The 26,539-nt window shown below is 44.6% G+C and carries 24 protein-coding genes; 16 read left to right on the top strand and 8 right to left on the bottom strand.

From position 1 onward, the window contains the following. Positions 1 to 17 precede the first annotated feature (17 nt). Positions 18 to 1,001, top strand: a complete 984-nt coding sequence (locus C5745_RS07815; RefSeq protein WP_105716439.1) for a fasciclin domain-containing protein — start codon at positions 18 to 20, stop codon at positions 999 to 1,001. Positions 1,002 to 1,040: 39 nt separating this feature from the next. Next, positions 1,041 to 4,325: a TonB-dependent receptor gene (locus tag C5745_RS07810; protein WP_105716438.1), complete on the top strand. Its 3,285-nt coding sequence runs from the start codon at positions 1,041 to 1,043 to the stop codon at positions 4,323 to 4,325. Between the two features lie 161 nt (positions 4,326 to 4,486). Here C5745_RS07810 and C5745_RS07805 read toward each other — a convergent pair whose 3' ends face one another. From C5745_RS07805 to C5745_RS07790, 4 genes are all read right to left on the bottom strand, one after another. Continuing rightward, positions 4,487 to 5,068 (bottom strand): L,D-transpeptidase, encoded by a 582-nt coding sequence (locus C5745_RS07805; RefSeq protein ID WP_105716437.1) that lies wholly within the window; start codon positions 5,066 to 5,068, stop codon positions 4,487 to 4,489. Positions 5,069 to 5,166: 98 nt separating this feature from the next. Further along, entirely contained in the window at positions 5,167 to 6,615 is a 1,449-nt protein-coding gene (locus tag C5745_RS07800; protein ID WP_105716436.1) for a TolC family protein, read from the bottom strand. After that, the gene (locus C5745_RS07795) at positions 6,612 to 7,919 is read right to left on the bottom strand and encodes an HlyD family secretion protein (protein WP_105716435.1); all 1,308 of its coding nucleotides are present in this window, start codon (positions 7,917 to 7,919) and stop codon (positions 6,612 to 6,614) included. Before C5745_RS07795 ends, C5745_RS07800 begins: the two co-directional genes overlap by 4 nt. Positions 7,920 to 7,938: 19 nt before the next feature. Further along, entirely contained in the window at positions 7,939 to 9,612 is a 1,674-nt protein-coding gene (locus tag C5745_RS07790) for a peptidase domain-containing ABC transporter (protein WP_105716434.1), read from the bottom strand. A 386-nt stretch (positions 9,613 to 9,998) separates the two neighbouring features. Here C5745_RS07790 and C5745_RS07785 point away from each other — a divergent pair, with 386 nt between their 5' ends. The 5 genes from C5745_RS07785 to C5745_RS07765 all read left to right on the top strand — a co-directional run bounded on the left by C5745_RS07785 (position 9,999) and on the right by C5745_RS07765 (position 12,736). Next, positions 9,999 to 10,505 carry a DinB family protein gene (locus C5745_RS07785; RefSeq protein ID WP_105716433.1) on the top strand — a complete coding sequence of 169 codons (507 nt, stop codon included), beginning with the start codon at positions 9,999 to 10,001 and terminating at the stop codon, positions 10,503 to 10,505. Beyond that, complete coding sequence (locus C5745_RS07780; RefSeq protein ID WP_105716432.1) at positions 10,493 to 11,206, top strand: NRDE family protein; 714 nt, start codon at positions 10,493 to 10,495, stop codon at positions 11,204 to 11,206. Before C5745_RS07785 ends, C5745_RS07780 begins: the two co-directional genes overlap by 13 nt. Positions 11,207 to 11,288: 82 nt before the next feature. Then, positions 11,289 to 11,471: a hypothetical protein gene (locus tag C5745_RS07775; protein ID WP_105716431.1), complete on the top strand. Its 183-nt coding sequence runs from the start codon at positions 11,289 to 11,291 to the stop codon at positions 11,469 to 11,471. Next, positions 11,468 to 12,115, top strand: a complete 648-nt coding sequence (locus C5745_RS07770; protein WP_105716430.1) for a DNA alkylation repair protein — start codon at positions 11,468 to 11,470, stop codon at positions 12,113 to 12,115. The genes C5745_RS07775 and C5745_RS07770 overlap by 4 nt, the downstream gene beginning before the upstream one ends. Positions 12,116 to 12,307: 192 nt before the next feature. Next, positions 12,308 to 12,736 carry an SRPBCC family protein gene (locus tag C5745_RS07765; RefSeq protein ID WP_105716429.1) on the top strand — a complete coding sequence of 143 codons (429 nt, stop codon included), beginning with the start codon at positions 12,308 to 12,310 and terminating at the stop codon, positions 12,734 to 12,736. A 15-nt stretch (positions 12,737 to 12,751) separates the two neighbouring features. On the opposite strand, the gene C5745_RS07760 is transcribed toward C5745_RS07765, so the two are convergent. The 3 genes from C5745_RS07760 to C5745_RS07750 form a co-directional block, all read right to left on the bottom strand. Next, positions 12,752 to 12,997: a hypothetical protein gene (locus C5745_RS07760; protein ID WP_105716428.1), complete on the bottom strand. Its 246-nt coding sequence runs from the start codon at positions 12,995 to 12,997 to the stop codon at positions 12,752 to 12,754. Positions 12,998 to 13,059: 62 nt separating this feature from the next. After that, positions 13,060 to 13,434, bottom strand: a complete 375-nt coding sequence (locus tag C5745_RS07755) for an SPW repeat domain-containing protein (RefSeq protein WP_105716427.1) — start codon at positions 13,432 to 13,434, stop codon at positions 13,060 to 13,062. 157 nt (positions 13,435 to 13,591) lie between these two features. Next, on the bottom strand, positions 13,592 to 14,401 hold the full coding sequence (locus C5745_RS07750) for a DUF5694 domain-containing protein (RefSeq protein WP_105716426.1): 810 nt from the start codon (positions 14,399 to 14,401) through the stop codon (positions 13,592 to 13,594). Positions 14,402 to 14,580: 179 nt separating this feature from the next. Between C5745_RS07750 and C5745_RS07745 the strand changes: the two genes are divergently transcribed. Both C5745_RS07745 and C5745_RS07740 read left to right on the top strand, forming a co-directional pair. Beyond that, complete coding sequence (locus tag C5745_RS07745; RefSeq protein ID WP_105716425.1) at positions 14,581 to 15,624, top strand: AI-2E family transporter; 1,044 nt, start codon at positions 14,581 to 14,583, stop codon at positions 15,622 to 15,624. A 272-nt stretch (positions 15,625 to 15,896) separates the two neighbouring features. After that, the gene (locus C5745_RS07740; RefSeq protein WP_105716424.1) at positions 15,897 to 16,727 is read left to right on the top strand and encodes a manganese catalase family protein; all 831 of its coding nucleotides are present in this window, start codon (positions 15,897 to 15,899) and stop codon (positions 16,725 to 16,727) included. Positions 16,728 to 16,928: 201 nt separating this feature from the next. On the opposite strand, the gene C5745_RS07735 is transcribed toward C5745_RS07740, so the two are convergent. After that, on the bottom strand, positions 16,929 to 17,909 hold the full coding sequence (locus C5745_RS07735; protein ID WP_105716423.1) for an AraC family transcriptional regulator: 981 nt from the start codon (positions 17,907 to 17,909) through the stop codon (positions 16,929 to 16,931). A gap of 292 nt (positions 17,910 to 18,201) precedes the next feature. Between C5745_RS07735 and C5745_RS07730 the strand changes: the two genes are divergently transcribed. The 7 genes from C5745_RS07730 (at position 18,202) to C5745_RS07700 (ending at position 26,515) form a co-directional block, all read left to right on the top strand. After that, complete coding sequence (locus C5745_RS07730; protein WP_105716422.1) at positions 18,202 to 20,667, top strand: TonB-dependent receptor; 2,466 nt, start codon at positions 18,202 to 18,204, stop codon at positions 20,665 to 20,667. A gap of 39 nt (positions 20,668 to 20,706) precedes the next feature. Then, positions 20,707 to 21,966 (top strand): DUF4374 domain-containing protein, encoded by a 1,260-nt coding sequence (locus C5745_RS07725; RefSeq protein ID WP_105716421.1) that lies wholly within the window; start codon positions 20,707 to 20,709, stop codon positions 21,964 to 21,966. A 52-nt stretch (positions 21,967 to 22,018) separates the two neighbouring features. Next, positions 22,019 to 22,960: an ABC transporter permease gene (locus C5745_RS07720; protein WP_105716420.1), complete on the top strand. Its 942-nt coding sequence runs from the start codon at positions 22,019 to 22,021 to the stop codon at positions 22,958 to 22,960. Next, positions 22,957 to 23,907 (top strand): iron chelate uptake ABC transporter family permease subunit, encoded by a 951-nt coding sequence (locus C5745_RS07715; RefSeq protein ID WP_105716419.1) that lies wholly within the window; start codon positions 22,957 to 22,959, stop codon positions 23,905 to 23,907. Before C5745_RS07720 ends, C5745_RS07715 begins: the two co-directional genes overlap by 4 nt. After that, positions 23,904 to 24,665 carry an iron ABC transporter ATP-binding protein gene (locus tag C5745_RS07710; RefSeq protein ID WP_105716418.1) on the top strand — a complete coding sequence of 254 codons (762 nt, stop codon included), beginning with the start codon at positions 23,904 to 23,906 and terminating at the stop codon, positions 24,663 to 24,665. Before C5745_RS07715 ends, C5745_RS07710 begins: the two co-directional genes overlap by 4 nt. A 21-nt stretch (positions 24,666 to 24,686) precedes the next feature. Beyond that, positions 24,687 to 25,619 carry a siderophore ABC transporter substrate-binding protein gene (locus C5745_RS07705; protein ID WP_105716417.1) on the top strand — a complete coding sequence of 311 codons (933 nt, stop codon included), beginning with the start codon at positions 24,687 to 24,689 and terminating at the stop codon, positions 25,617 to 25,619. Between the two features lie 80 nt (positions 25,620 to 25,699). After that, positions 25,700 to 26,515, top strand: coding sequence for a siderophore-interacting protein (locus C5745_RS07700; RefSeq protein WP_105716625.1), 816 nt, complete (start codon positions 25,700 to 25,702; stop codon positions 26,513 to 26,515). The last annotated feature ends 24 nt before the right edge of the window (positions 26,516 to 26,539 follow it).

Genomic DNA, 26,539 nt, shown 5'->3' with positions numbered 1-26,539 from the left:
ATTAATTAAGCGATAATATGCGACGATTTACAATAGCAATAGGCATCGTGGGTTCAATAAGCTTGTTCTCCTGTTCAAAGGATGACAATATCCTTGTCGAAGAACCAGACTATACTACGCTGACCTATGTGGTTGAAGATAACTTTAACCTTTCGCACTTATTTTTTGCGTTAGGACGGACGGGCTTGGATGAAGAACTGGTGAAACCAGGGCCATATACGCTATTGGCCAGCTCCAATACAGGATTCCAAAATGCCGGATTAGGCTCCCAGACTTCACTCTTTAGTCTGCCTGTGTCCGTTCTGACACAGCGGGTGCAATACCACATCCTTCCTGAGAAGATCTCCTTCACGGATCTTCCACTGGAAGCTAATCAGGAGCTAATGACTGTGACAGGCAAACCGATCTTTGTCAGCAAAGTGGCGCAGGATCAGGATACCTTGACCTTGATCAACGGTACAGAGCTGAGCATGACCGATTTCGAGGCTTCGAATGGATATCTACAGGTGATAAATGGCTTTTTACAACCTTTCGTTTACGAAAACGTAGTTGACAATATCATTAACCTCCCTGAGCTGACCATGTTCTATCGGGCCATACAAAAAGCCGGTTTGGAAGAGCAGATCCGTAACGCACAGGGGCAAACGATCTATGCACCTAGTAACACGGCTTTTGTCTCAGCTGGATATGCCGATCTGCGGGCGATAGACGCCACAGATCCAGCGACGTTGCGACAGCTCGTGCTCAGGCATATCGTAGGAGAACGCCTGTTTATGCAGGATTATATCCTCAAGGCTGAAGTCTCCGCCAACAATTATCCGCAGATCATGTTGGACGAAAGCACCGTTACTATCAACATGTCGAGACGAGCCGGCGGCTTCCGGCCTATTAACAGCATCACACTACGCGGTCCGCGAAACACGGCAAACATTTCAGTAGGCACACGCGACCTGATTACGAACAACGGCATTATCAACATCATCAATGGAGTTGTTCAGTAATGTTAATTTACAAACACATAAAAATAGAAGAGTTGTATAATGAAAATCTATATAAATAGTATTTACGGGAGGATAAGCGGCTTTTTATGGCTTCAGTTGATTATGCTCTGTCCTTTTGTCGCTTTTTCCCAGGAAACCGGTGGATCGATGCTCGGTCGGGTTTTGGACCAGTCGGGCGCGCCTGTGGTAGGAACAACCATAACGGCAGTGCACGTACCGTCTGGGACACGCTATTCCTTATCTACAGATGCAGATGGACGCTATGTGTTGGATAACTTGCGCATAGGCGGGCCTTATGAGGTGACAGCTTCCCAGATTGGGCGATCTCCGGTTTCCCGAACCGACATTACGGTAAGACTCGGTAGTGCGCAGCGCGTAGATTTCACATTGGTGGACGACGTACAGCAATTGGAAACTGTAGCCATTACGGCCCGGCAACGTTCCGATCGGGCCAATACGTACGGAACTGGCCAGAACATCTCCCGGGAGCAGGTACAAGGTATGCCGACCATCAGCCGTTCGGTGACCGATATCACGCGGCAAGTGCCACAAGGGAGTAGGGACAACAGTTTTGCAGGAACGAACTTCCGCTATAATAACGTGACCATAGATGGTGCCATCAACAACGACGCCATCGGATTCAGTCCCTCTTTGGGTGGACAGACCGGTACCTCCGGCATGCCCGGAAGTAGCACGCGGACAAACCCCATTTCTTTAGACGCTATTCAGGATATGCAGGTATATCTAGCACCGTATGATGTGAAAATTGGTAATTTCACGGGGGGATCCGTCAACGCCGTGACACGCAGCGGGACGAACAAAGTTGAGGGATCAGTATACGGCTACGGACGCAACGCAAGCATCACAGGAAATGACAGGGTAGGCTCTTTGGGTAAAATGGATAGCGATTTTCATGACTTCCAAACCGGTCTGCGTCTAGGTTTCCCAATTCTGAAAAATAAATTGTTCTTCTTTACGAACCTCGAGTTTACTTCCCGCAACGATCCCACCCAGTTGATCGCCGGAACCGAAGAAACGGCCCATATCCTCACTGTGCAAGACGCTGCGGTACTGAGCGAGACCGCGAGAGCCCGCTATGGTGATATTTTCGATATCGGCACATCTGGCCTTTTTGTAAACAAAAGCAGATCAACGAAACTATTCAACCGCATAGACTGGAATATCAATGAACGGCACCAACTGGCCATTCGTAACAACACCATTTTCAGCAGCGCGACACACATGGACCGGGATCAACAGGACTTCCGTTTCTCCAGTATGGCTTTTGATCAGACCAACAATCAGGTCAGTACCGTCGCAGAGCTAAAGAGCCGCTTCCGCAATAATCTTACGGGCAATTTTATTGTAGGATATACCTCCGTCCACGACTACCGGGATCCCCAGAGTGATGCCAGTCTGCCCCAAATCCAAATTCAGGGAAGGACGCCGGGAACAACCATTTATCTCGGCACGGACCGCGAAGCCAGTATCTTTAACATGAAACAACGCACCCTGGAGTTGACCGCCAACCTAAACTGGAACATCGGCAACCAACGCTGGACTTTTGGTACGCATAACGAACTGTATGGGATAGATTATGGTTTTGTAAATGGCTGGAACGGCCGTGTGGACTTCCTAAGCATCGAGGACTTTCTGGATGAGAACAAGTCGCCATATCGGGTACGGGGAAGCTACAATTACCAGAATAACAACCGGGATTTTATCATGGACAATCCGGCAGCAAGCTTTAATGTCAACATGTACAGTGTCTATGTGCAAAATGAGATCAGGATCAGCAATGGCCTATTGGTGACACCGGGTCTGCGTGCGGATCTAGCTCATCTTCCTACCCTACCGACATTGAGCGAAAAGGTACAGAGCATGTTGCCTGATCCTGATTTTGGCAGAACATATTCCTATACGCCTGTTAACAGGATCCGCAATGACTTTTTGAACAGGGTGCAGTTATCTCCAAGGATAGGTGTTCGCTGGGAAGCCTTAGAAAATCAAAAACTAGTCATTCGGGGCGGGGCAGGTCTATTTACGGGCAGGATACCATTTTCCTGGTTGGCGTATGCCTATTATAATACAGGCTTGACGTACGGCGCCTTTGACCAACGCGCAGAAAACAAGCCATTTGCTCCAGGAAGTGATGCTGTCCGGCCAAGTGAAAACGGTTTGGCAGACTTTATCGCTCAAAATGGTGTAGTGATCAATGACCGTAATAGCGGTAAGACGCAGGTGGACCTCGTCGACAATGGGTTTACCATGCCGCAGGTGTTCCGCACAAGTCTAGGAATAGATTACGCGGCGGGTAGCGGCTGGGATTTCACGCTGGAAGGAATGTTTACAAAAAACATCAAAGACGTCATGTTTCAGCAGATCAACAACCGTGATTTTACCTTGTGGTACGGATACGATAATAATCGTCAACAGCCTGTTTACGACGGTACGGTAGATGCACGTTTTACCAATGTGTATATGCTCAGCAATACAAGCCAAGGGTACCGCTATAGCGTAACAGGTACGATCAAAAAGCGTATAAGCAGTCTGTTCAACGGTTCGGTTAGCTACACCTTCGGCGAGTCGAAAGATATCTCCAACGGCGTACGTAATTCGATGGAATCCAACTGGCAGCTGAACCAGTCGCTAATCCCGAACAGCCCTGAACTGGCCTACAGCAACTTTGACATCCGGCACCGCATCGTGACCAGCTTCAGCTATACCCACGGCTGGAAAACCGCCGGCCGTACCAGCGTCAACCTGTTCTTCTCGGCACAGTCGGGATCGCCGTTCACCTACGGTATTGTGAACAACAGCATACAGGGGCTGCCCCAGCAGGTATCGCTCGTTTATATCCCCACGCAGGCAGAGGCTATCAACTACTTCAAGGACATTGCCGGCGGACAGACCGCCCAGCAGCAGGCGCAGGCGTTCAATACCTTCATCGACGGCAACGAGTACCTGTCATCCAGACGTGGCGACTTTACCGAGCGCAACACCGGGCGTACACCATGGAACGTACAGGCAGACCTGAGACTGGCACACGACCTGCCGGTCACCAGAAGCGGACAGTTCCTGACCCTATCGGCGGATATCGTAAACCTGACCAACCTGCTCTACAGGGAATGGGGCGTGCAGTATTTCTCACCGAACACGTTCAACTCGACCAGTTCGGTAGGGCTGACCCCGACCCTGTTCCCGCCGCAGCAGAACGCGGGCAACTGGCCCGTGTTCACCTTCAGCGATCCGGGAAGGCCGTACAGTATTGATTATTTCAACTCCAGAGCACAGGTACAGCTCGGGGTGAGATATACATTTTAAAACACACCAAGAAACCCGCCCCGTTCCATCAGCCGGGGCGGTACAATACTTCGGGCCGGAAATCAGCGGCCGGCCCGGTATTGTCTATTTGGTAAGTTCGATATGCAACAGTCACCCGAATGGATTTCCACTTCCCCTAGGTATCCATTTTTTCTTACTAATCATTCTACGTTCGTCAGCGGAATGGGCTGTTCCAGCTTCACCGACTCCATCGTTGTTGAGTCGCTCAACACTTGATTGAACCATTCCTCGGATCGCTTCGTACCCGTTCGCTCCATCAGGAAACGTCCAAGCTCGATCACATCTGTGTTAGCCATGCGTACCGAACCATGAGACTCAGCCTCACCTAAAGATTCGAGGTCAGTAGTGCCATGTATGGTATAAGGCATCTTGTATATGATGCGAGCTCGCCCCATCGGATTTCCGGTCTGACCGGGCCGCTTATAGCTCTCATCCCGTGCCCATTCGCTATCTGGCGGTGTCCAATCGGGATTCCAGTCGATCTGGTGTATTTTGAAGTCGCCCTGAGGGGTAGGGTGTCCCTGTTTACCTACCGATATAGCATATCGCTTTATCGTATCGTCTCCTTCAATTGCATATAGCTGCCGTTGCGATATACTGATCACCAGTCGAGTTTCGGGCAGCTCAGGCTGGGTATCATTCTTGGTTTCGGAGGTCCTATCCCTACAAGAACTGTAAAAAACTACTGCTAAAAACAAAAAAAAGTAACGCGTAGTGTGCATAATTCTTGATTTTATTTTCTAAACCTGCAAAAAGCACACCAAATTTGAGGGTTATCGTGTTATCTAAAACCAATACACCGAAACATCTGGTAGGGACATTATTCTTGGTCTGACAGAGGCTGCGCAGAACTATCTTGAGATAAAAAGCTTTCATTCAGCCACTTTAGCTGACTGTAGGACCGAACAGCTTTCAGTTTTGTTTCGATCTCTTTCTCTTGAATCTCAATTAGACTATTTTCTCGCGTATTTATCAAAAATAAGGAACTTTCTCCATTACTATATTTAGTCTCTTCGGCGCTTAGTAACTTTTGTTGGTTTGCTGCGGCAAGTGCCATCGTTTGGAGCTGCTGTTGATAGTTGATGATTTCGTTCTTATAGTTCTCGATCTTCGTCAGTATCTCCTGTCTCTTAAAATCAATATCTAATTGGTTTTGGACCAATTTATGGCGTGTTATACGGTAATCGGCGCGCGCCTGTCGGAGAAATATGGGGATCTCAAGCTTAATGCTATACTGATAGTTGTCCAGAAATAGCGGGAAGACATCTGTTTTATAATGTTGTTTGTTTAAAAAATTATAGGTGAAATCTATCTTTGGCAACAATGCCTGCCGTTTCAGTCGTTGTTCGCTGGTTAGGATAACCTGTTTTTGTAAGTACACGCGCAAGGAAGCATGAGCGTCTATTAGTTGCGCTTCCACGTCAGCTAAGAGTCCCGGATATAAATCTTTCAAGTTGTAACCGCCGAGCCGATCCGAAGGGACGGTCCACTCGTTCAATTCCCGTATCTCGTGGTTTTCTGTCCAGAGAAAAAGTTGTAGCTCCTGCGTATTTTTCACAAAATCCAAATACGCTTGTTGTTCACGTAGTCTATAGGTTTGCAACTGTGTCAAAGCTTCCGTAGTGTCAATTGCTGCGCTCTCTCCATATATATGGGATTTGCGAACCATCTCTATGCGTAGCTGATTAACCTTAACGGCTTCGGATAATAGCGTAAGGGACTCATATGATTTAGCCCATTGCCAGTACACACTTTCTGCTTCCGCTAGAAGAGCGTTGGTAAGCATAACTTGCTCTGCTTCTGTCATCCTCAGTGCAGCTTGGGCCTGATCCAGTATCGCTCTTTGTTGATTATAAATTAGATTTCGCGCTAAAGGCACTGTTACGCCAAACTGATACAAACCGCCTCTTGTATCGCTGTTATTGAGCTTCTGTCCTTCTATGTGATTAAAAGACCCCTCGAACATTACACCATACCAAGTAGGTATCCGTAAATGAACGTTACTTTCCTCATAATAGTCTACTCGGTCAATGGTTTTGGCCCCGGTCTTCGCACCCAGTACAGGGTCAACTTGTCCTCTTGCTCGCTGTACTTCCGCCCGCGCAATTTCTTGATCCATCTGATAGGATTCCGCCAAAGGATGGAAATGCTTAACAATAGTTAGAAATTCAAGCAAGGACAATTGATGATATTGCTGTCCAAATATAAGCTGGCAGCTAAAGCCCATTGACAAAAGAAGTATGATTATTTTAGGTATGAATTTCTTCATTTTTTCAACACTTGCTTTTCAGATTCGGACATATAATAATCGGGAGGGAAGCCATTGATGTTACGCCATAACTCGTACCAGATCGGTACGTCGTTCAATATGGCTATACCCTGCGTTCCAGTGCCTATCTTGATTTGAGGCGGCCAGGGTTTCGATTCACTATCGGGAACAACTAGCGCACGAAAAGCTCCACTCGGACTGATATTACTCTCCACTGCAATTACTCTCCCAGCAAACGTACCATAGCTGCTGTTTGGCCATCCAGAGAATACGATGGCGGGAAAACCGTCAAAGATACACATGACACGTTGACCTACCTTGAACAGCGGTAAATCAACAGGTTTGATACTTATTTCAACCGCGTACGCAACATCCGAAGGAACAACGGTGCCAATACTCTCGCTCTCTTTGAGAATTTCGCCAATACCAGATTTGTTGAGCTGTATAACCTGGCCATCCTGAGACGCCAGCACAAAATATAGTCCCTGTCGTACCTGATAATTGGCCATTTGGTTTTCGAGTTTCGCTATTTCTCCATTATTGTTCTCAATCTGTCCTAAACTCTGAAATCTATCGCCCTCCATTTTGCTTAGCTTTTCTGCGTAATCTTGTCGCGTGGCCTGCTGTTCGATGGCAGCATTAAGGATATCCTGCTTTGTTTGCATTACCTTGTTTTCGGCGGATGTTCTTTTTGCGATGGCATTACGGTAGGCAAGGGTGCGCTGCTGAAATTGGGTCAGCGAAACGAGTCCCTCTTCGTACATTTTCTTTTGTCGATTGTATTGATCTTCACTAAGGGATAGTTCTGCTTCAATTGCTTGTAACTCGGCTTGCTCGCCGTCTAGTCGGCTTTCAAGCTGGTCTACTTTTACCTCTAGTTGCTCGAGTTTGAGGTCTCGTACCGACCTTAGGGCCGCTATTTGGCTGTCCGTAGTAGCTATCTTCGCTTGGTAGTAACTGCGCACCCCATGTTTAGCTGTAACTTGCTTCTGGGTGCGCTCGATTAAATTGGGATCCATATAGGCATCCTTTATTTCGGCAAGTTGTAATATAGTATCACCTCTCTTTACGAAATCTCCGTTTTTAACATGCCACTTGATAATCTTTCCCGGTATGGGTGAGTTGAGCTGCTGCGGACGTTGATCCTGATACAGCGTGCTAACTTTTCCTGTTACTTTTATATTTTGTGTCCATGGCAGAAATAGCACGACAACTCCGAACGCAAAAAAAATGCTAAACCACTTTTTGGCGTTATCCTTTTTATGGATGTGATATATTTTGTCTATTGATTCTAATTTTCTCATTTATATATGATAAGATTATCTATCGATAGGTTACAATTTTTCCATATTCAAGCATAAGATGCTGATCAGCCTCGTGGATCAATTTTTCATTTTCCGAAACGATAACGACTGTGGTGTGTTTCTTTATTTGGCGTAGGTAATCCACTAATTTTTCTGAGAAATCTTGATCCATTCCTTCAATCGGATCTTCCAAAATAAGCAGCCTGTTTGACCCAAGGAGAGCTCGTAATAACAGAATTTTCTTTTTTGTACTAAAAGATACTTCTGTATCCGTCTCCCTTATTTTTGTATTGAGATCTTTGGTAAATCGACTAGAGAAATTTTCTATACCGAGTTTTTCCGTCAGTTTCAATACGTCCGCCGGCTTCACATCCGCCCGCCCCAGTTGGATGTTTTCAAATACTGTAGCTTTAATCAATGGCATGTCTTCGAGGTAAACGCCAATCTGTTCGCGTAAGACAGTCTTGTCCATATTGCGTATGGCCACCTTGTCAAAAAGAATGTTGCCCGAGGTCGGTTCATAAAATCCAGCAATGAGGTTAAGCAGAATTGTTTTTCCTGCCCCGAGATAGCCTGATATTACCGTCATACTATTACTTGCAATTTGGGTGGTAATTTCCTTCAGAATCGGCTTGTTATCGACAAATGAAAAATTGACGTCCACAAGATCGATTTGCATACCCTGCCCATTTTTGTGAGACGGTGCTAATTGAGCGTTAGGCTCTTCGTCAAGATTCAAGACTTTATCCAATTTGGTCAATGACGTAACGACATCGTAATAACTCTCTAGGTTTATAATCAGCTTTTCTACGGCGGCCATTATCGTCAGCAGAACTATTTCTGTCGCGATAAAAGCACCTATATTGAGTTGTTGTGTAACCAATAAATACGTGCCAATGGACAACAAGAAGAAAGTAATAATGACTTTAAACCCAATAATTGCTTTATATTGCAATATTAAAACTTTAAAATGCGACGTGCGGTTTTCAAGATAGTCGCCTACACGTTGGTCTGTTCCTCCCAAATGTAAGTCTGTTCCAGAATTTATCTTAAATGTCTTCACCGCTCCAGCAATATCTTCTAACCAAGAAGCAACCTCATATTTGCTTTCACTCTCTTCGAGGCTTGACTGGATACCCGAATGCATAGTCTGTCTAAAGATAATAATAACAATAATGATTACTAATGCCCCAAAAACCAAAAACCACGGGTGGTAAAAAGCCAATAGTATTAGCCCCAAAACAATTTGAATAAGCGCTGTTGGAATATCCAATAGGATTTTCGAGACCGCTTTTTGGAGATTCTGCGTGTCAAAAAAGCGGTTAACTAATTCGGGTAAAAAATATTTTTTGATGTTTTGAAGGTTAACTTTGGGCAGTTTTTCCGCAAAGGCAATAGAATATTCTACAAAGATCTTTTGCTCAATCTTTTCAATTATTTGCATAACCTTAAGCCGAAAATATCCCGTTAACCAGGTGCCGATTACGACAAAGGCGATCAATAAATAAAGAGACGTCACCATAGTTGCTCCCATGGCATAGTTTACGATGGCCTGTATGCCCAGTGGAATACTTAGCTGTACCAATCCTGCGAACAATGCATAAATATAAATATTTCCAACGTCGCTTTTTTCCTTGGTAATGTGTTTAAATAAATTTCTGCTGGTTACTTTCAGGTCTTTATCTCGAAGCATAGTATTTCATTATCCAATTAATACGCTAAATTTTATTAAACCCATCACTTATCCTGCAGGATTTAGTCAAATCCTCGCAAAAATATTATTTATCATAAGTTTTTCACAATAAAATCCCCCTGTTTTTTATGAAATGGCATTTAAATACAGGCTGGACAGAAATCAAAGCTTTTTCTGCATCATGTCGAAGTATTTTGTAGTAAAAAATAATCCTTTTCGAAGTTAACGCGGCAAATGCAAAATTATTAAAACTTTTTCATGCCCCGGTTGATACTATATAGTAAGCATACAAGAATTATATAAAAAGACACACTCACATTCCATCGCAACTTTCGTCTGGAGATAAGGGGCATGATATTCTAGTTTAAAAAGTTAACAAAGTAAATATGACGTACTACATCACTAACAATCTTTTAGAAATAAACGGTCTGCTCAGTAAGTTATCACCGGCTCAGTACAGCACAAAACTAAAGATCCTAACACAGGCGTCTATTGGTCAGCACGTACGCCATATCATTGAATTCTATCAATGCTTGCTTCATGCCGAACATCGGAAAGAGGTAAACTACGATGAACGCCAACGGAACTTAAAGTTGGAAACTGATATTGATTTCGCTTCGGAAACTATCAATGGATTAGTAAATACCTTGTCTAAGGTAAAGCAAGATTTTCCCATAACCTATGTGGCGGATTATTCCACTTCCGACGATGAGGCGCCCTTATCCATCCAGACCACTTTCTATAGAGAGTTAGTCTATAACCTTGAACATAGCATACACCACCAGGCCCTTATCAAGGTTGCTATCACTGAAATGAATTTAACGACTTTAATAGCGGAGAATTTTGGTTATGCTCCATCAACCATACGTCATTTGAAGAGATGTGCACAGTAACTTACATACCAACCCTAGACGGGTTTTATTTCACATCAAGTAGAGATGAGAAAGCCAGCAGAGCCACTATACCTCCAACGCAATATCAGGTTGATGGCATTGATCTCATTTATCCGAAAGATGAAATAGCAGGAGGAACTTGGATTGCTGCCGATTATAATGGTCGCACCGCCTGCCTTTTAAATGGAGCGTTCCACAACCATGCGAAGCAGAAAAGCTATACGCGGAGCCGGGGCCTGGTCCTTCTAGAGAGTTTTAAACACAAAAGCATACATGAGTTCTCAAACGTAGTCTATCTGAATGACGTAGAGCCATTTACCATGATTAGTCTTATTCACCTGCCAGGGATTAGGTCCGAATTCACAGAGTTTAGGTGGGATGGTACGAGCAAGCATCTAAGGCGGCTGGACATTTGCAAAAGCCAAATTTGGTCTTCGGCTACGTTGTACAGTTCCGAAATTCAATTACAGCGCACGGCAGTATTTAAAGAGTGGATCGCGAAATTTAAAGACGTAGACGGGCGGAACATCTTGGCGTTTCACAGCAGGAAACACGGGCTCGATACCTCACACGATATTATAATGAAGGGTGAGGACGACTTAATGACACTGAGTATTTCGCAGCTTCATTTTAAGAATGGAAATCTTGTATTTAGGTATTACGATATCCTGAATGACAAGGTCCATGTAACAGAACTTTAGAAAACCGTACCAATAGCCCAAATTTAATGGCATACTTTTTTCTGTAACTTTGCATAGACATATTGGCTGAAATTTAGATGTGATGGCTAACAAAACTACAGACAAGAAAAATTCCTACCTTCCAGTGGCATGGGAATACCGTGAAGGTATCGAAGAGCAGATCGATAAAAAAAATAGCGGAAAAGTGTTCTATTTTGACGAGGACAACAAACTGGAAGAAGCAGGAGGAAGGTTGATTTATCACGAAAAACAAAGATTGATATGAAGCGCTCTTCCAAAGCAGAAAACATACTGGCTCAGATCAATAGCGAAACTAAGCTGGGAGACCTACGAAAAATTGCGGGGGAGATCAAGAAGGACCACGAAGTGGCTTTAGAACTTTGGTCGACAGGTCAATTTTTACCCCGACAGCTTGCCATTTTGATTATGGACAAAAAGCAACTTTCCCAAGAACTCATCGACAATTTAGATAACGACATTAGACAACATAATGACGATGAAAAACTTCAATTAATTGACTGGTTAATGGCAAATCAACTTTCCAAAGACAAAAGGACGATCTCATTAATGGAGACTTGGGGAAACAGCCAGTCTGTCCTACAAAGGCGAGTTTTTTGGTACTATCAAGCCCGTTTACGTTGGGTTGGGCAAACGCCCCCACCAAACACGGAAGAATTGCTTTCTAAAATCGAAACAAGCATTGAAAAAGAACTGCCGGAAGTCCAATGGGCAATGAATTTCACCGCGGCTCAAATCGGAATTTTTGAAGAAAAATACCGTTCGCGATGCATTGCCCTCGGAGAACGTACTGGGTTATATAAAGACGAAGTAGTTGCTAAAAATTGTACCCCTAATTATTTGCCTAAGTTAATAGCGATTCAGGTAGATAAGCACCTGTCCGCCCGGTGAACCAAATATTTAGTCGTAGTATTGATTAGTTGTCATAAGACAAGGGTTTTCCTTTTTCTATGTTATAGCTTTGAACCAATACCAAAACAGAGGTCGCTAGAGGCTAAGCATGTGAGCCGTTAGCGGTATCGTAAAAACGGTTGACAAATACTAAGCCGACAGACAAAATCAACGCATAAAAATATCAGATAAATGGAACGAATAGAACAAATTAACTACATCAAAGCCCCCGCCACGTTAGTATATGAAGCACTCACCACAGAAGAAGGCTTAGGACATGTATGGACGAATAAATTGAAAGTAAAACCGGAGACTGGTTTCATAAATGAGTTTGATTTTAACGAAGGGTACCTCACAAAAATGAAAATAATTGAATTGCAAGAAAACGATAAAGTCGTTTGGGAGTGTATAGCATCTGATGAGGAATGGGTAGGGACAGGAATTTCTTTTGACCTTTCAGAAAAAAATAATGTCACAACCGTCGTCCTCAGACATTATAATTGGAGAGAACTGACGGACTACTATAGGTGGTGCAGCTATAACTGGGCGATGTTCCTTTATCGTTTAAAGGGGTATTGCGAAAACGAAATAACGTCTGCATACCAGGAAAACAAGACCTAGCATATTGCTTTCGCGCTAATCGTCGTTTTCGGTATCATTCTGGGGTTGAGAGTAAGAAGGCGGGTCGCTGGCCGGAAAAGTTTGCTCAAGTTGTTCATCTATTTTTTCTTCTTGCTCTCTTCGTTCATTGTCTTCCTGGTTTTGATCCTCGTCGCGTCCGGGAGCATTTTTATCTGGGTCTTTCATAGCATCTTCTTTAATTGCGGGAAAGCTTATTCCTTCCGCGAATAGAACAATAACCTGAAGCCTTTGTTTTTGCAAAGCTTAAGTATTTTATAATTTCGAAGTTGTCTCCCCTCCCAATAGGAGGGGAGTGGCTGGTCCTAATGCCCTTTCAATGATAGATATTGTGGAACCTTCGGTACTGTAAATATACCCGAGAGCACACTCATGGTCCCCATAAGGACATGCCACAGCCAAGTGCGATCATTAAATCCAAATATCCACGGAGATAATAAAAGAAACAGGCCTAATATGACGTCCATAGATAAATGAAACTTCATCGGGATGACACGGATCACGCCTCCCTCATACCGAGTAAAGAGGCTCAGCATAACGACGAGCGCGCCGCTCGCAATAAATACAAACTTTGCACTCTGGATATCTTGAAACGCCAAGATCCATGGACCTGCCAATAAAATTACTGCCGCCCCATAGTCTATAAAGGCGTGCGCGTTGGTGGGAATGACTTTTCTCATAGCTTTACTTTTATAAAAGGAACGCTTCGAGGGGATCTATGGTTTTGGCACCGGATAATTTTAGTCATATTTTTACTGATTCCGTTTTCTCCCTGCCTGAAATTGATAGAATCCTCGGCGGGTACAACCCAGGTAAGAACGAATTAGTTTTTGTAGTTTATTGATGAAATAGTTCTTTTACTTCGACAATCTCAAAATCGCTATTCGATTCAATAAGATGTTTAAGTATTGGTATATGCCCTTGCCCAAAGATAACCAATATAGCTTTGTCTGTTGGTTGCACTGCTCTCAAAATATTTGTATATATACGAAGGTTTGTCTTATACCATTCCGAAACCAAATCAGTTCCTTCGTAGTGATTTCCTTTACCAATATTTACATAATATTTTGTGTAGTATTGCAAATTTTTATTTAAAGTGCTTTGGTCGTTCAAGTATATTAGATGATCTATCAGAGGCAGTTCCCCTTCTTTTTCATTCATCTCGTCTACTAATTTTTGAGCGTATAAATCCATACTTTTTAACACGGTCTCCTGATCGTATCGTTGAGCCGCTTCCTGAGCTTCCCGCGCATCAAACTTTCCTTTGTAATTGATACAGGTTAATCGCGGCAGATTTAAAATTTTGGCAGCCTGAAAACCTAACAAATCTATTTCGTTTAACTCAAGATCGTACTTACCGGCGAGGTACTTTTGATATTGCTTATCAATGCTCTCTTGTTTGTCAACAGACAATTCAATGCAAATTTGATCGGGATTGAAGTCAGCCAATTTTGAAACGACCTCTTCCACTTCTCTCTGCTTCTGCGGAGTTAGCTTAAGTTCGTTGTTACTGTATGAGTCTTGGGTTGACGGGGTAAAATGCATGCTTCCTAATAAAGCAATTTTTATTTTTTCCTTTTTGTCAGTTTGGCTGTAGGTTATCGTTGATAATAATAGTAAAATTGCTGATAATAAATAGTTTTTCATTCCGAAATTTTTAGTTCACTAAGGTAATAAAATCATTTTCACCTAGGAAGATCTATTGATCGATTTTCTTTTGGACCTGCATAAAATCGAAGAGCGCGTTTTCCGGAAGGGGACTTTAAAACTATTCAGCGTGCTCGTTGTTGATGTAGAAGAAAGTATCAACGTAGCAGCTAAAACTAGTGGAAAATAAACAAAAACCGTCAGACGCAAAAACCATTTCGTTAAATACGATTTGGACAATTGTCGGAGTTACGGCATCGGTCGTAGTAGTGCTATTGCTCTGCTGGAAGGCCATAAATGTATTTCTATTTATCCTTGCAGGAGCCATTATGTCTATCTATTTTCATGGTTTTGCTGGGCTGATCGGCCGTACGACCAAAATGACGGCGAAATGGTCTCTTGTCGCTTCTGTGCTTATAACGATTGCTTTCTTGTTTGGGATATCATTTTTGATCGGAAGCCGTGTAGCAAATGAAGCTATGCAGTTTTCAAAACAAGTTCCTGATTTGGTTGCTGATGCTAAAAAATATATACAACAGAACGAGACGTTGAAATCTGTCTATCAGCAGATCCAGTCATCAGAAATGCTACAAAAAGCCACGCCGATGCTTTCCGGCTTCTTCAACAGTACATTGGGTTTTTTCGGCGATATATACGTTGTACTATTTATTGGCGTCTTTTTTACCGCGACTCCAGACGTTTACAAAAAAGGCATGGTAAAGTTATTACCCGCTCGAGCGCGAGACGAGGGCCGTCGCATTATCAACCTTATCGCCGGAAATCTTAGGTCTTGGCTAAAAGGTATGCTGTTCTCGATGTTTGTGGTATTTATACTGACGAGCATCGGTCTATTATCACTGGGTATAGATTTGTGGCTTATCTTGGCATTAATTGCCGGGCTTCTAAGTTTCATCCCAAACTTTGGTCCCGTTATATCGCTTATACCCGCAGCCCTGGTTGCACTGTCACAGTCGCCCATAACAGCACTGTGGGTAATTCTATTGTACGGTCTGGTACAGCTCATAGAAAGTAATTTTATTACGCCGTTAGTTCAGCAAGAACTCATAAAAACACCGCCGGCATTGATTATTATCTCCCAAGTTTTCGCAGGTATATGGCTTGGCGCATGGGGAGTGATATTGGCGACACCAATATTGGTGATTGTGATGGTAGCTACTGAAGAATTATACATTAGAAAGCAGGACATTAAAGAACATCATTAAAACGGTGCAACCCTAACAGACATCCCGTCCATTCCCAAAAGCAGGTACAACAGATTGTTCATCCAAGGCAATTTCGTTGTGTTTGGTTCGATGTTTTTCCCGGCTAATTAATTTCGTTTCCACGGATTTCTTAAGAGACCTTTATTATGTTCAGACCGGCCTAAGCTCGGCGCTAGGTGAAAAAACTTCAAATAGGGTAGTAATACGTGAACTCTTTAGATCATGGGAAGTTCATTAGTTGATAATTAAACGTATAACTAAATTAAATTGCTATGTTTTATCATGAACCAAAATTACAGTACAAGGTGCGGGTTGATAAACCCAATCCGCAGTTTGCTCGTCTACTCCAACAGGCTATCGGCGGGATAGAAGGTGAGATACGCGTATGTTTGCAGTATCTATTTCAAGCCTGGGGAAATCGCGGCCCCTCCAAATATCGCGATATGCTGTTGGAAACAGGTACGGAGGAAATTTCGCACATCGAGATGTTGTGTACGGCCGTAGCCTTGAATCTAGAGGGCGCGAAGGGTGATATAATCGATCGTGTCGTGTCTGAAAACCCAGTAGTCGAACAGATTATGGGAGGAATGGATCCGCGCCACTATCTTTCGGCAGGACTGGCTGCTATGGCCACGGATGCAAACGGTGTGCCTTTTAACGGTTCATGGGTGGTCGGTAGCGGAAATCTAGCAGCCGATATGTACGCTAACGTGATGGCAGAATCTACAGGTCGGACACTCGCGACGCGGCTTTGGGAGTCTACTGATGATCCAGGGATGAAGGACATGCTCGCTTTCTTGATTGCGCGGGATACCATGCACCAGAACCAATGGCTGGCCGTCCTTGAGGAACTAGGCGGGCCAACAGGCGTGCACCCCATTCCGAATACATTTCCTCAGGATCAAGAAAAGAGTGAATTTGCCTATACTTTTTTCTCGACCAACGTCAACAGACCGGAACCGCCTATGGCGCGGTGGGCTCAGGGTGCTTCTATTGACGGCAAGAGCGAGTTCACTTTCTCGCATGCGGTGCCTTACGGAGAAGAACCTGTATTAGGACCGCCGATTCCTGAGGCTTACGCACAGGACAAGCAACAAACGTAACGTAGATATTGTTACTGTTTGGTCGGACGGCGCGGGCGTTGTCCGACTAAACTTTTGCTGCAAGATATCCGAATATACTGACAACGTACGCCGACCCAAATACTAAATTAATAAATTATGAAAAGTATCTTCCTCCAGATCGCTCTACAGTTCACTACTTCGACATCGCATCGCCTAAGATGACCTTGGAAAGAACCTGGTCTATGGCTTTACTTTTCCGGGGGTAAAGCCATAGTATTTCTTAAAAGCCGCTGTGAAATTGGTAGAATCGTTATACCCCATCATCAGTGCTACTTCACTTACGTTCAAGTCCCCTGTCAATAATAACCGCTTTGCTTCGTGCATGCGCATTTCGGTCAGATAGCCGTAGACCGTTGTTCCATACACTTTCTTAAATGCTTTCTTAAGGTGGTATTCATTGGTGCCGACCCGATTTGCCAGATCAATGAGGGAACAGGGACTCGATAAGCTATCCTCAATGATATTTTTGGCGTCCTGCATTTTTTTATAGGTTCTTTTATCCACTTCAGTGCGCATATTTCCATTATGGAAAACTTCGAATTGTTCCAGTTGGAGCATCAGTAATTCAATGATCTTCGATTCGATGTGCATCCGCTTGAACCCACTGCGATGCTTATTATCCAAAATCTCTCTCAACAACACGTACATCCTGGGCGTTATGGGAAGGGCTGCATCACAAAGAAGCGCCGTCCTGTCTTTTTCCATATTCTTTATAAACGTGGAAAAAAGCATTTCCCGTGGGATATATTTTTCAACGTACGCAGGGGGTAACATAATGGATATTTTTTCCTGGTTTGCTCCGGCCGACCAACAGTTTTTATACGCCGTCTCCGGGTAATAAACAATGTTTTGCTGGTTTCCGTTGAGGCTGATAGGGGCGCTAATATCTTCAAACTTATAGACCGATTCTGAAGAAATGGAGAAGTTCATTACAATAGCCGGCTTATCTGTCTGTATCGCAAAATCTATTGGCTGCTGGGCATCAATGTTCAGGTGCGTTATGCAGATATCTGACAACGACAGAATTTTATTCCGGTCCACTACGCCGTCCGCAATGTTGACCCTGTCAATCTCAATGACATCCAGATAATCTGCCTCCTCTGCAAACCCGTTGATCACGTTAATACCGCTTGGTGATAAGCTTTGTACTGATACCTCCATATGATTCTCCTCTCAACCTTTTTTCATCGAAATTACTCCTCTTTTCATCGTCCGAAAGTTCATGCCCGGACTATCTTTGCAGCCAAAGTTATTTATAATTAATCTTAATAAGAAGCTATGAGCGTTGCAATTTGTAATCATCCTGTCAAATGCCATGGGGAAAGCGGTAATACCTGGAGTACAGGCAATCCTTCAGTTTACGTCGTTTGTCGTGGGAAATCTTCACGCCATTGTTACCGTACAATCTTCATATTGACTTTAAAAGCCTGAACTAATTTATCCTAGAACTACGATGCAAAAAAGCTACCTCAGTCTGCTACCGCTTGTTATCCTTGTCCTTTGGTCCATTCGATTAAATGCCCAGACCCCGTCGTCCGGCTCCCTATCTGGGATCATCCGCAACGACAAAGGAGAGCGAATTCAGAACGCATCCCTGCACTTCGACAAAAAAGAATATAACACACATGCCGATACCGAAGGGGAATTTTATATCAGGTCTTTACCACAGGGGCAATATCGGCTAACCATTTCGGTAATGGGCTATGACACGTATGAGTCAAGTATAGCCATTACAGCCGGAAAAAACACGGCGCACGTTGCTACCCTCAGACAACGCGTAAGTGTACTCGATGAAGTGAGCGTGGTGGGTAAGTCTGGCGTATTGGAGGTGAAAGAAACCCCTTTTAATGTGGTAGCGCTCGACGCTAAGTCGCACTATAACTCTACTTTGGATCTGGCGGGGCTTCTCGATAAAGCTTCGGGGGTAAAAATCCGTGAAAGCGGTGGTATCGGGTCAGACATGAACATCACGCTCAATGGATTTACCGGACGTAATATCCATGTGTTTATGGACGGGGTTCCGATGCAGGGCATGGGGTCTGCTTTTCAACTGAACAATATCCCGGTGAATATGGCCGAGCGCATAGAAGTGTATAAAGGGGTAGTACCCATTGAGTTCGGAGCGGACGCTCTGGGAGGCGTGATCAATATCGTGACCAACCGAACAAGGAATACGACACTGGATGCTTCATATTCCATCGGATCTTTTAATACGCACAAAAGCAACATCAGTTTAAACCACACCTTCAAGTCGGGAGTATCTTTGCAATTAAATGCGTTTCAGAACTACTCGGACAATGACTATAAGGTCAAGACAGTCTATCGGATTTTTGCCGAGGAAGGGAATACTGATGATGGCTGGTCCCAGAATGCAGGCTGGTCTACAGATTCTGCTTGGTTTAGACGGTTCCACGACACGTATAGAAACGAGACGGTCATGGCCCGGGTAGGGATCGTAGGCAAAAAGTGGGCAGACCGGATGCTTTTCGGACTAACACTTGGACAGGAAAAAAAGGATATACAACATGGGTCCGAAATGAAATACGCATTCGGTGAACGCACCGCACATAGCAAGTCCATATTGCCCTCGTTTGTTTACGATAAACGCGATCTGCTTATCGAAGGACTCAGTGTACGGGTCAATGGTAATTTTAATTACCAAAAAGGCGGCACGGTGGACACCACCTCTTACAAATACAGCTGGACGGGAGAAAGGGTGCCTATCGGCGGCCTGCGGGGCACCGGCGTGTCCTATGGGGAAGCTGGCTATGGTGTTACTGAGTTTACGAACAGGAACGAATCTGCTACAGCCAACATTGGCTACCGCATCAATCATAGTCATTCCATCGCGATAAACAACGTCGCGACCAACTACACGCGAAAGCCAGATTTAGCCGACATCGCGCAACGCTTGTATCCCGGACTGCCGACAGCGGCCGACAGCATGAGCCGCAGCAGCTTCCAGAATATACTTGGACTCGAATACCGCTTCTCCTATAAGCGAAGATGGAATACCAATCTATTTGCAAAACACTACCGTATTGATGCATCTGGGCCGCAGACCGACGAGGGGCTTACCTATCGCAAGAACGAAAATTCACAGAAAACGGGCTACGGTATAGCCACCACCTATTTTTTTAAAGATGTGCAACTCAAGGCCTCCGCTGAAAAAGCCTACCGTCTGCCGAACGACCGCGAGCTTTTTGGGGATGAAATACTGGAGGTTGGTAATATCACATTGAGACCTGAGCAGTCGAACAACTACAACATCGGATTCACGTTGAATAAAGAGCTGAACCCTGCCTATACGCTCTATGTAGATTGGTCCGGATACTACCGGGATACATATGATTTTATACAGACCGCATTGGACAGAATCGGCGACGACCTGAACGGAATATCCGTATACAGACGAGCTAACCATGGGCGGGTTACGCGTTTGGGAACAGATGTAGAGACCAGGATCTATTATAAAAACGTCGCTACCGTCGGAGCAACCCTGACCTATATGGATATTCGGGACAAAGCAAAATATACAGATCTCAGCAGCAACCTGGTAAACGGCAACTATAACTACCGTATGCCCAATCTGCCGTGCTTTTTCTGGAATGTGGACGCATCGTACTACCTACACAATCTCATGGGGAAGGGGAACACCCTCAACCTGAACTATACGTTCAATTTCGTGGACCGCATTTACAGAAACGCTATAGCCTACGGCGATCGCGACACCAAAGATTTTATAGCGAAACAAATGTACAGTGATTTTTCCGCTACATATATTATGAAAAATGGCAGGTACAATGTCTCATTGGAAGCCAGAAACCTGGAAAACGCAATGCTATACGATAATTTTAGCCTTCAAAAGCCCGGAAGACGTTTCGCGCTGAAACTGAGATATTTCTTTATCAAACGATAACAATTTAAATATAAAATAACATAACTATAATCTCGAAACATGAAAACACAACTGATAAGCAAATCCTGGACATTAGCATTGGCAGCAATCGCTATCATAGGCTGTAGCAAGAATAATCCTGAAGTACCCGAGCCGAACCCAAACCCGGAAGAAAATTTGGAGGGACAGTTCTTAGTCGCGGCAACGGTAGACAATTCAACCTACCTGCTCACCGCCGAGGCATTAGACGACGAGAATGCTTCAATAACGACGATCGGAAATGGACTTGAGTATTCAGGAATATTTTCAAACTATATGCAAAACGGCTATCAAGGCTTTACGGCCATAAACTATGGCCGGGGCGACGCGCATTTAGGTCAGCGTTTTACCATCAATGCAGAAGGCAGGCCAGAAAAACTTGGAGCGCAGTTTGAAATTCAGAACGGGTTCATTACAGCCGGTGTCGTGGGCGATATCGCTTATTCATTGATGAGCGGAGGCCGGTCTTCGGACCCCACATTGGCGACCATAAACAGGATTCCGATGTCCGCAGGCGATCCCAGTCATAAATTTTTCAAGGTCAATGAATTTCCTGGCTTCGAAGGCAAAAATGCGGCCCTGTTAGGAATAGCAGATGCCGGAAACGGGTCGTTTTATACAGGTCTTGACTTTCCTTCCGATGATGTAGACAATGTTATTGTTGCGCGGATCAATGCCAATAGCCTAGTTACGGAGATCGTATATTCGGATACCCGCCTTACCGTTTCCGGTGGTTTCTACAGGTCTGCACGCTATTCGCAGATTGAATCTGCAACTGATGGCGATGTATTTGTATTTTCCGGGAACAATCGGGGGAGCAAAAAAGCCGGAGCATTGGTTATCCGAAAAGGCGCTTCCGGTTTTGACAAAGATTATTACTGGGATCTGGAGGAGGCCTCTGGAGGCTATCGCTTCCGTAGGGTCTGGCCTATAGTAGAGGATAAATTCTTATTGGAGTTTTATAATGAAAAAATAGAGCCGGATAAAGCTGTCGATATTAGTAATGCGGCTTCCCAGTTCGCCATAGTGGATATGTCCGAGAAGAAACTCTCCTGGATATCCGGTATACCGGCAAAATCAGATATTCCTGATCTTAGTGTAGGCTGGCCGTATGTCTTTGCTGGGAAACTCTATATCGGCGTTATAACCTCTACCGAGGATCCCAGATTTTACGTTATCAATCCGGAAACCGCAGTCGCTAAAAAAGGCTTATCGGTTAAAAATGCATCGTCTATTGCCGCGGCTACATTTGTGCAATATCCCGGGACATATAAAAAATGAACAAGAAAGCATGCATTACGGAAAGACATGACATAATTTCAACACGCTATAAATGAAAATTATTTTACTCACCATACTGCTCCTGTTTTTATCCGGCATTTCGCTGTTTGTGGGAGTTGCCGACCTTACTGTGGGCGATATTGTCCAATGGGATAGGGAAAAGATATCACTAATATTTGTGAGCCGTATCCCCCGGACCCTGTCGCTTGTACTGGCTGGCATTGGATTGAGTGTCTCTGGACTGGTCATGCAGCAGGTGACGCAGAATAAATTTGTTTCGCCTACAACGGCAGGAACGCTTGAGGCCGCGAAAATGGGGCTCTTAGCCGCTATGGCTTTTTTACCATCGTCGAGCATGATGATCAAGGCCCTTTTCGCGTTCTGTTTTACGTTTGCCGCAAGTCTCCTCTTTTTAAGGATGGTGGAAAGGATACGTTTTCGGAATGTCATCTTTATACCGCTAGTAGGCTTAATCTTCGGAGGCATACTGAACGCTGTATCCAGTTTTTTTGCAATCAACCTCAACATTGTGCAGGATATGAATGCTTGGATGATGGGTGATTTCTCGGGAGTTCTACAAGGCCGCTATGAATTGATCTATATATGTCTTCCCGCAGTTTTCCTGACCTACATATACGCAAATAAATTCACGTTGGTAGGCATGGGGAAAGACTTTGCCTCCAACCTCGGCCTGAACTACCGGACGGTAATGAACATCGGTCTTTTCTGCGTATCGCTTACGGTCAGCACGATAATCATCACGGCAGGGGCCATCGCCTTCCTGGGATTGGTGGTCCCCAATGTCGTAAGCTTGGTTTATGGGGATAACGTTAAGAAAACACTGCCCCTTGTGGCGTTGGCGGGCGCTACGTTCCTGATTGTGTGTGATATTATCGGGCGGCTGCTGATTTATCCTTTTGAAGTTCCGATCGGTTTAACGGTAGGCATCATCGGTGGTGCTGTTTTTCTGACACTTTTATTATCCAGAAGATGAAAAGGAATCAGCGAATAATAGGTCTGCTTACGATATTAGCCTTGGTGGCTATCGCATCGTTTCTGTTGTACAACCTGGGGAGCAGCTGGCAGTTCGCCCTGCGCCTCCGGTCGATAAAGATCGTGGCAATGGTCATTACGTCCTGTTGCGTAGCCTATTCTACCGTGGCGTTTCACACGCTGACCAGCAACAGAATCCTAACACCTTCCATTATGGGGTTTGAATCCGTCTATATGCTCCTGCAGACCATATTGGTTTTTGTATATGGAGACCAGACATTCCGTGTGCTGAATAGTTTCGGCAATTTTATGCTGTCCATCGCCTGTATGATCGGTTTTGCGTTCCTCATCTATATACTGATATACAAAAAGGGCAGGAGCAATATGTATCTATTACTACTGATCGGACTGGTTTTAGGGATATTGTTCAATACGCTCAGTGCTTTCATGCAACTATTGATCGACCCCAATGATTTTTTCATTATCCAGGGTAAAATGTTTGCCTCCTTTAACAAGATCAATCAGTACCTGTTACCGTACACAGCTTTCATCCTGTTGCTGGTTATCTCAATCGGCTTCTACATGGCCAAATACTTGGATGTACTCGCTTTGGGCCGGGAGCAGGCCATCAGCCTGGGATTGAACTACAACAACATGATACGGCTATTCCTGATTATGATCGCCATTCTGGTAGCCGTCTCAACTGCGCTGGTTGGTCCGATCACATTTCTTGGTCTGCTGGTCGCCAATCTCACTTACGAGCTGATACGGACCCACAGCCATCGCCTCATGATCCTTGCATGCTGTCTGGTTTCGGTAATATCCGTCGTGGGGGGACAGTTTCTGATGGAACGGGCATTTAACTTTTCTACCCCCGTTAGTACCATCATCAATTTTGTGGGCGGGGGATATTTTATCTATCTGTTATTAAAGGTCAAAAAGATATGATTGAAGTAAAACATATATCCAAAAAATATAACAACAGGGTCGTCCTTGATGATATTTCACTACAATTTCCGAAAGGTAAGGTTACCTCACTGGTAGGCAGCAACGGAGCTGGAAAAAGCACCCTGCTTTCCATTATCAGTCGGTTGCTGCAACAGGATAACGGCCATGTACTGGTCAACGGGAAGTCTCTGACAGATTACAAGAACAGGGTCCTTGCACGGCACCTGTCCGTCCTCAAGCAATTCAACCATATAGGAATGAAACTTACCGTTCGGGAGCTGGTCTCTTTCGGGAGGTTCCCATACTCGGAAAACAGGCTGAACGCTGAGGATCATGAAATTATTGCGAATGCCATCCGTTTCCTTGACCTAGAAAACATAGCGGATGCCTTTATCGATGAACTGAGCGGCGGACAAAAGCAACGGGCCTATCTGGCCATGGTGGTCGCTCAGGATACTGAATATATCTTGCTGGACGAACCGTTGAATAATCTGGACATGAAGCATTCGGTACAGATTATGAAGATCCTGCGGAGATTGGCCGATGAGCTCGGCAAAACGATCATCATGGTGCTGCATGATATAAATTTTGCGTCCCACTATTCCGACTATATCATCGCATTAAAGGACGGCGGGATCAAATACCATGACCGGACAGAGAAGATCATTGACGAGAACATATTGAAGGATGTATTTGATATCGACTTTGTCATTTCCGAGTCCGGTTCCAAGAAAGTTTGTAACTATTTCAATCACTAATAAAATTAAATATTGTAAAAAATGAAAAAATCAGTTTTATTATTCGCATCGGCGGTTATGGTTACCTTTACTGCCTGTAACAGCAGCAATGGCGAAAGCAGCAAGGAAGCGGCGCAGAGCAAGGTTACCATCGCTCATACGCTCGATACGGTGGAAGTGCCGGTCAACCCTCAACGGGTGGTCGCATTGGATTACAGCGCGCTGGAGAACCTGGATCTGATCGGCGCCAAAATAGTAGGAATCCCTAAATCCGGATTGCCAAAATACTTGAGCAAGTACCGGGACGATGCTGCGATTGCCGATGTGGGCAATCTCGTGGAAGTTAACATGGAGAAGATAAATGAACTGAGCCCCGACCTGATCATTCTAGGAGGCCGTCTTCAGGATTCGTATACCGACATGTCCGTGATAGCACCTACCATCATCCCCGTATGGGATACGAAGGATCAGTTAGGAGCACTTGAAAAGAATCTTAGCAACCTTGGTGAAATTTTCGATAAACAAGCTGAATTTGATAGCGCACTGGCCGATATCAAAGCAAAGGCAAGTGCGGTAAAGGAAAAAGCCAGCAGGTCGGAAGCGAAGGCGTTGGTGGTACTCCATAATAAAGGGCGGTTTAGTGCGTATGGCAGCGGTTCCCGTTTCGGTATGATACATGATATACTGGGTGTCAAAGAAGCCTCAAAAGGACTGGACACCCATCTCCATGGCACCACCGCGTCAAATGAATTCATCCTGCAAACCAATCCCGACATTCTGTTTATTGTCGACCGCAGCGCAGCCGTTGGCGACACACCCTTGGATAAACGGGAAGTCGAGAATAAGCTGATCCAACAGACTAATGCCTATAAAAACGGAAAGATCATTTACCTTGATCCCGAAGCATGGTATCTGTCAGGCGGTGGAATAGCGTCGATAAATGTGATGATTGACGAGGTAGCCAAAGCACTTTAATAAATTCAAACGGCAGCCTTGGAATTTCCAAAGCTGCCGTATCATAGCAAATGCATATAATAATAAAAAATGAAGGCGATATGGCAAAACTGGCAGCTGGACAAATAATCGTGTCCGTCACTAAAAAAGAAATGATAACCCCCCACTTTATCCGTGTCTATCTCCAAGGGAAAGGCGTTGAACAGTTCAAACGCACAACTGTCGGAGACAATAACAAGCTACTTATCCCACCAGGCGGTGTAAAACAAGTTCATTTTCCTACCTTTAATGCGGAAAAACGTGAATGGAACCACCCACCAAAGGCGGTCGCACCTGCTGTCAGAACGTATACGCATCGGGGAATTGATGTAGCCAAACAGGAACTGGTTGTCGATTTTGTCAACCATGGCGAAACGGGGCCTGCCTCGAAATGGGCATTGCATGCACAGGCCGGCGATCAGTTGGGGGTTATGATGCGTACGGAGCCCAGAGAGCTATATCCTCCAGCTGATTGGTATTTGTTGGTTGGTGATGCTACGGCAATACCAGTGCTTAGCGCTATCCTCGAAACGTTGCCTGCAGATAAGAAAGGCGTGTGCATCATTGAAGTGCACGGTAAAGACGACGAACAGCTGCTACCCACAGACGCCGATATCGAATTCATCTGGCTGCATAATGCCTCCCCACAAAATGGCAGCGAGCTCGCCGACTTCGTAAGGAGCATAGCTATCCCCGAAACCACAAAGTTCGGATACGTAGCCGCCGAGTTTTCCAGCGTAAAACAAATACGTTCGTACCTGCGAGTGGAAAAAAAGTGGCAACAAAAAGAGCTGTATGCATATTCCTACTGGAAATCCGGCATGTCAGAAGATAAATCGCAATCTGACCGGCAGGTCGAGAAGAATACAATTCGATAACGATGTTCATCTTTCATGAAAGAC

The sequence above is a fragment of the Sphingobacterium haloxyli genome (assembly GCF_002980525.1).
Lineage (GTDB): Bacteria > Bacteroidota > Bacteroidia > Sphingobacteriales > Sphingobacteriaceae > Sphingobacterium > Sphingobacterium haloxyli.
This window is presented reverse-complemented; position numbering and strand designations above follow the sequence as displayed.

Coding starts and splice junctions, on each gene's coding strand:
- C5745_RS07815 (WP_105716439.1), top strand. CDS start 18: ATGCGACGATTTACAATAGCAATAGGCATCGTGGGTTCAATAAGCTTG.
- C5745_RS07810 (WP_105716438.1), top strand. CDS start 1,041: ATGAAAATCTATATAAATAGTATTTACGGGAGGATAAGCGGCTTTTTA.
- C5745_RS07805 (WP_105716437.1), bottom strand. CDS start 5,068: ATGCACACTACGCGTTACTTTTTTTTGTTTTTAGCAGTAGTTTTTTAC.
- C5745_RS07800 (WP_105716436.1), bottom strand. CDS start 6,615: ATGAAGAAATTCATACCTAAAATAATCATACTTCTTTTGTCAATGGGC.
- C5745_RS07795 (WP_105716435.1), bottom strand. CDS start 7,919: ATGAGAAAATTAGAATCAATAGACAAAATATATCACATCCATAAAAAG.
- C5745_RS07790 (WP_105716434.1), bottom strand. CDS start 9,612: ATGCTTCGAGATAAAGACCTGAAAGTAACCAGCAGAAATTTATTTAAA.
- C5745_RS07785 (WP_105716433.1), top strand. CDS start 9,999: ATGACGTACTACATCACTAACAATCTTTTAGAAATAAACGGTCTGCTC.
- C5745_RS07780 (WP_105716432.1), top strand. CDS start 10,493: ATGTGCACAGTAACTTACATACCAACCCTAGACGGGTTTTATTTCACA.
- C5745_RS07775 (WP_105716431.1), top strand. CDS start 11,289: ATGGCTAACAAAACTACAGACAAGAAAAATTCCTACCTTCCAGTGGCA.
- C5745_RS07770 (WP_105716430.1), top strand. CDS start 11,468: ATGAAGCGCTCTTCCAAAGCAGAAAACATACTGGCTCAGATCAATAGC.
- C5745_RS07765 (WP_105716429.1), top strand. CDS start 12,308: ATGGAACGAATAGAACAAATTAACTACATCAAAGCCCCCGCCACGTTA.
- C5745_RS07755 (WP_105716427.1), bottom strand. CDS start 13,434: ATGAGAAAAGTCATTCCCACCAACGCGCACGCCTTTATAGACTATGGG.
- C5745_RS07750 (WP_105716426.1), bottom strand. CDS start 14,401: ATGAAAAACTATTTATTATCAGCAATTTTACTATTATTATCAACGATA.
- C5745_RS07740 (WP_105716424.1), top strand. CDS start 15,897: ATGTTTTATCATGAACCAAAATTACAGTACAAGGTGCGGGTTGATAAA.
- C5745_RS07735 (WP_105716423.1), bottom strand. CDS start 17,909: ATGGAGGTATCAGTACAAAGCTTATCACCAAGCGGTATTAACGTGATC.
- C5745_RS07730 (WP_105716422.1), top strand. CDS start 18,202: ATGCAAAAAAGCTACCTCAGTCTGCTACCGCTTGTTATCCTTGTCCTT.
- C5745_RS07725 (WP_105716421.1), top strand. CDS start 20,707: ATGAAAACACAACTGATAAGCAAATCCTGGACATTAGCATTGGCAGCA.
- C5745_RS07720 (WP_105716420.1), top strand. CDS start 22,019: ATGAAAATTATTTTACTCACCATACTGCTCCTGTTTTTATCCGGCATT.
- C5745_RS07715 (WP_105716419.1), top strand. CDS start 22,957: ATGAAAAGGAATCAGCGAATAATAGGTCTGCTTACGATATTAGCCTTG.
- C5745_RS07710 (WP_105716418.1), top strand. CDS start 23,904: ATGATTGAAGTAAAACATATATCCAAAAAATATAACAACAGGGTCGTC.
- C5745_RS07705 (WP_105716417.1), top strand. CDS start 24,687: ATGAAAAAATCAGTTTTATTATTCGCATCGGCGGTTATGGTTACCTTT.
- C5745_RS07700 (WP_105716625.1), top strand. CDS start 25,700: ATGGCAAAACTGGCAGCTGGACAAATAATCGTGTCCGTCACTAAAAAA.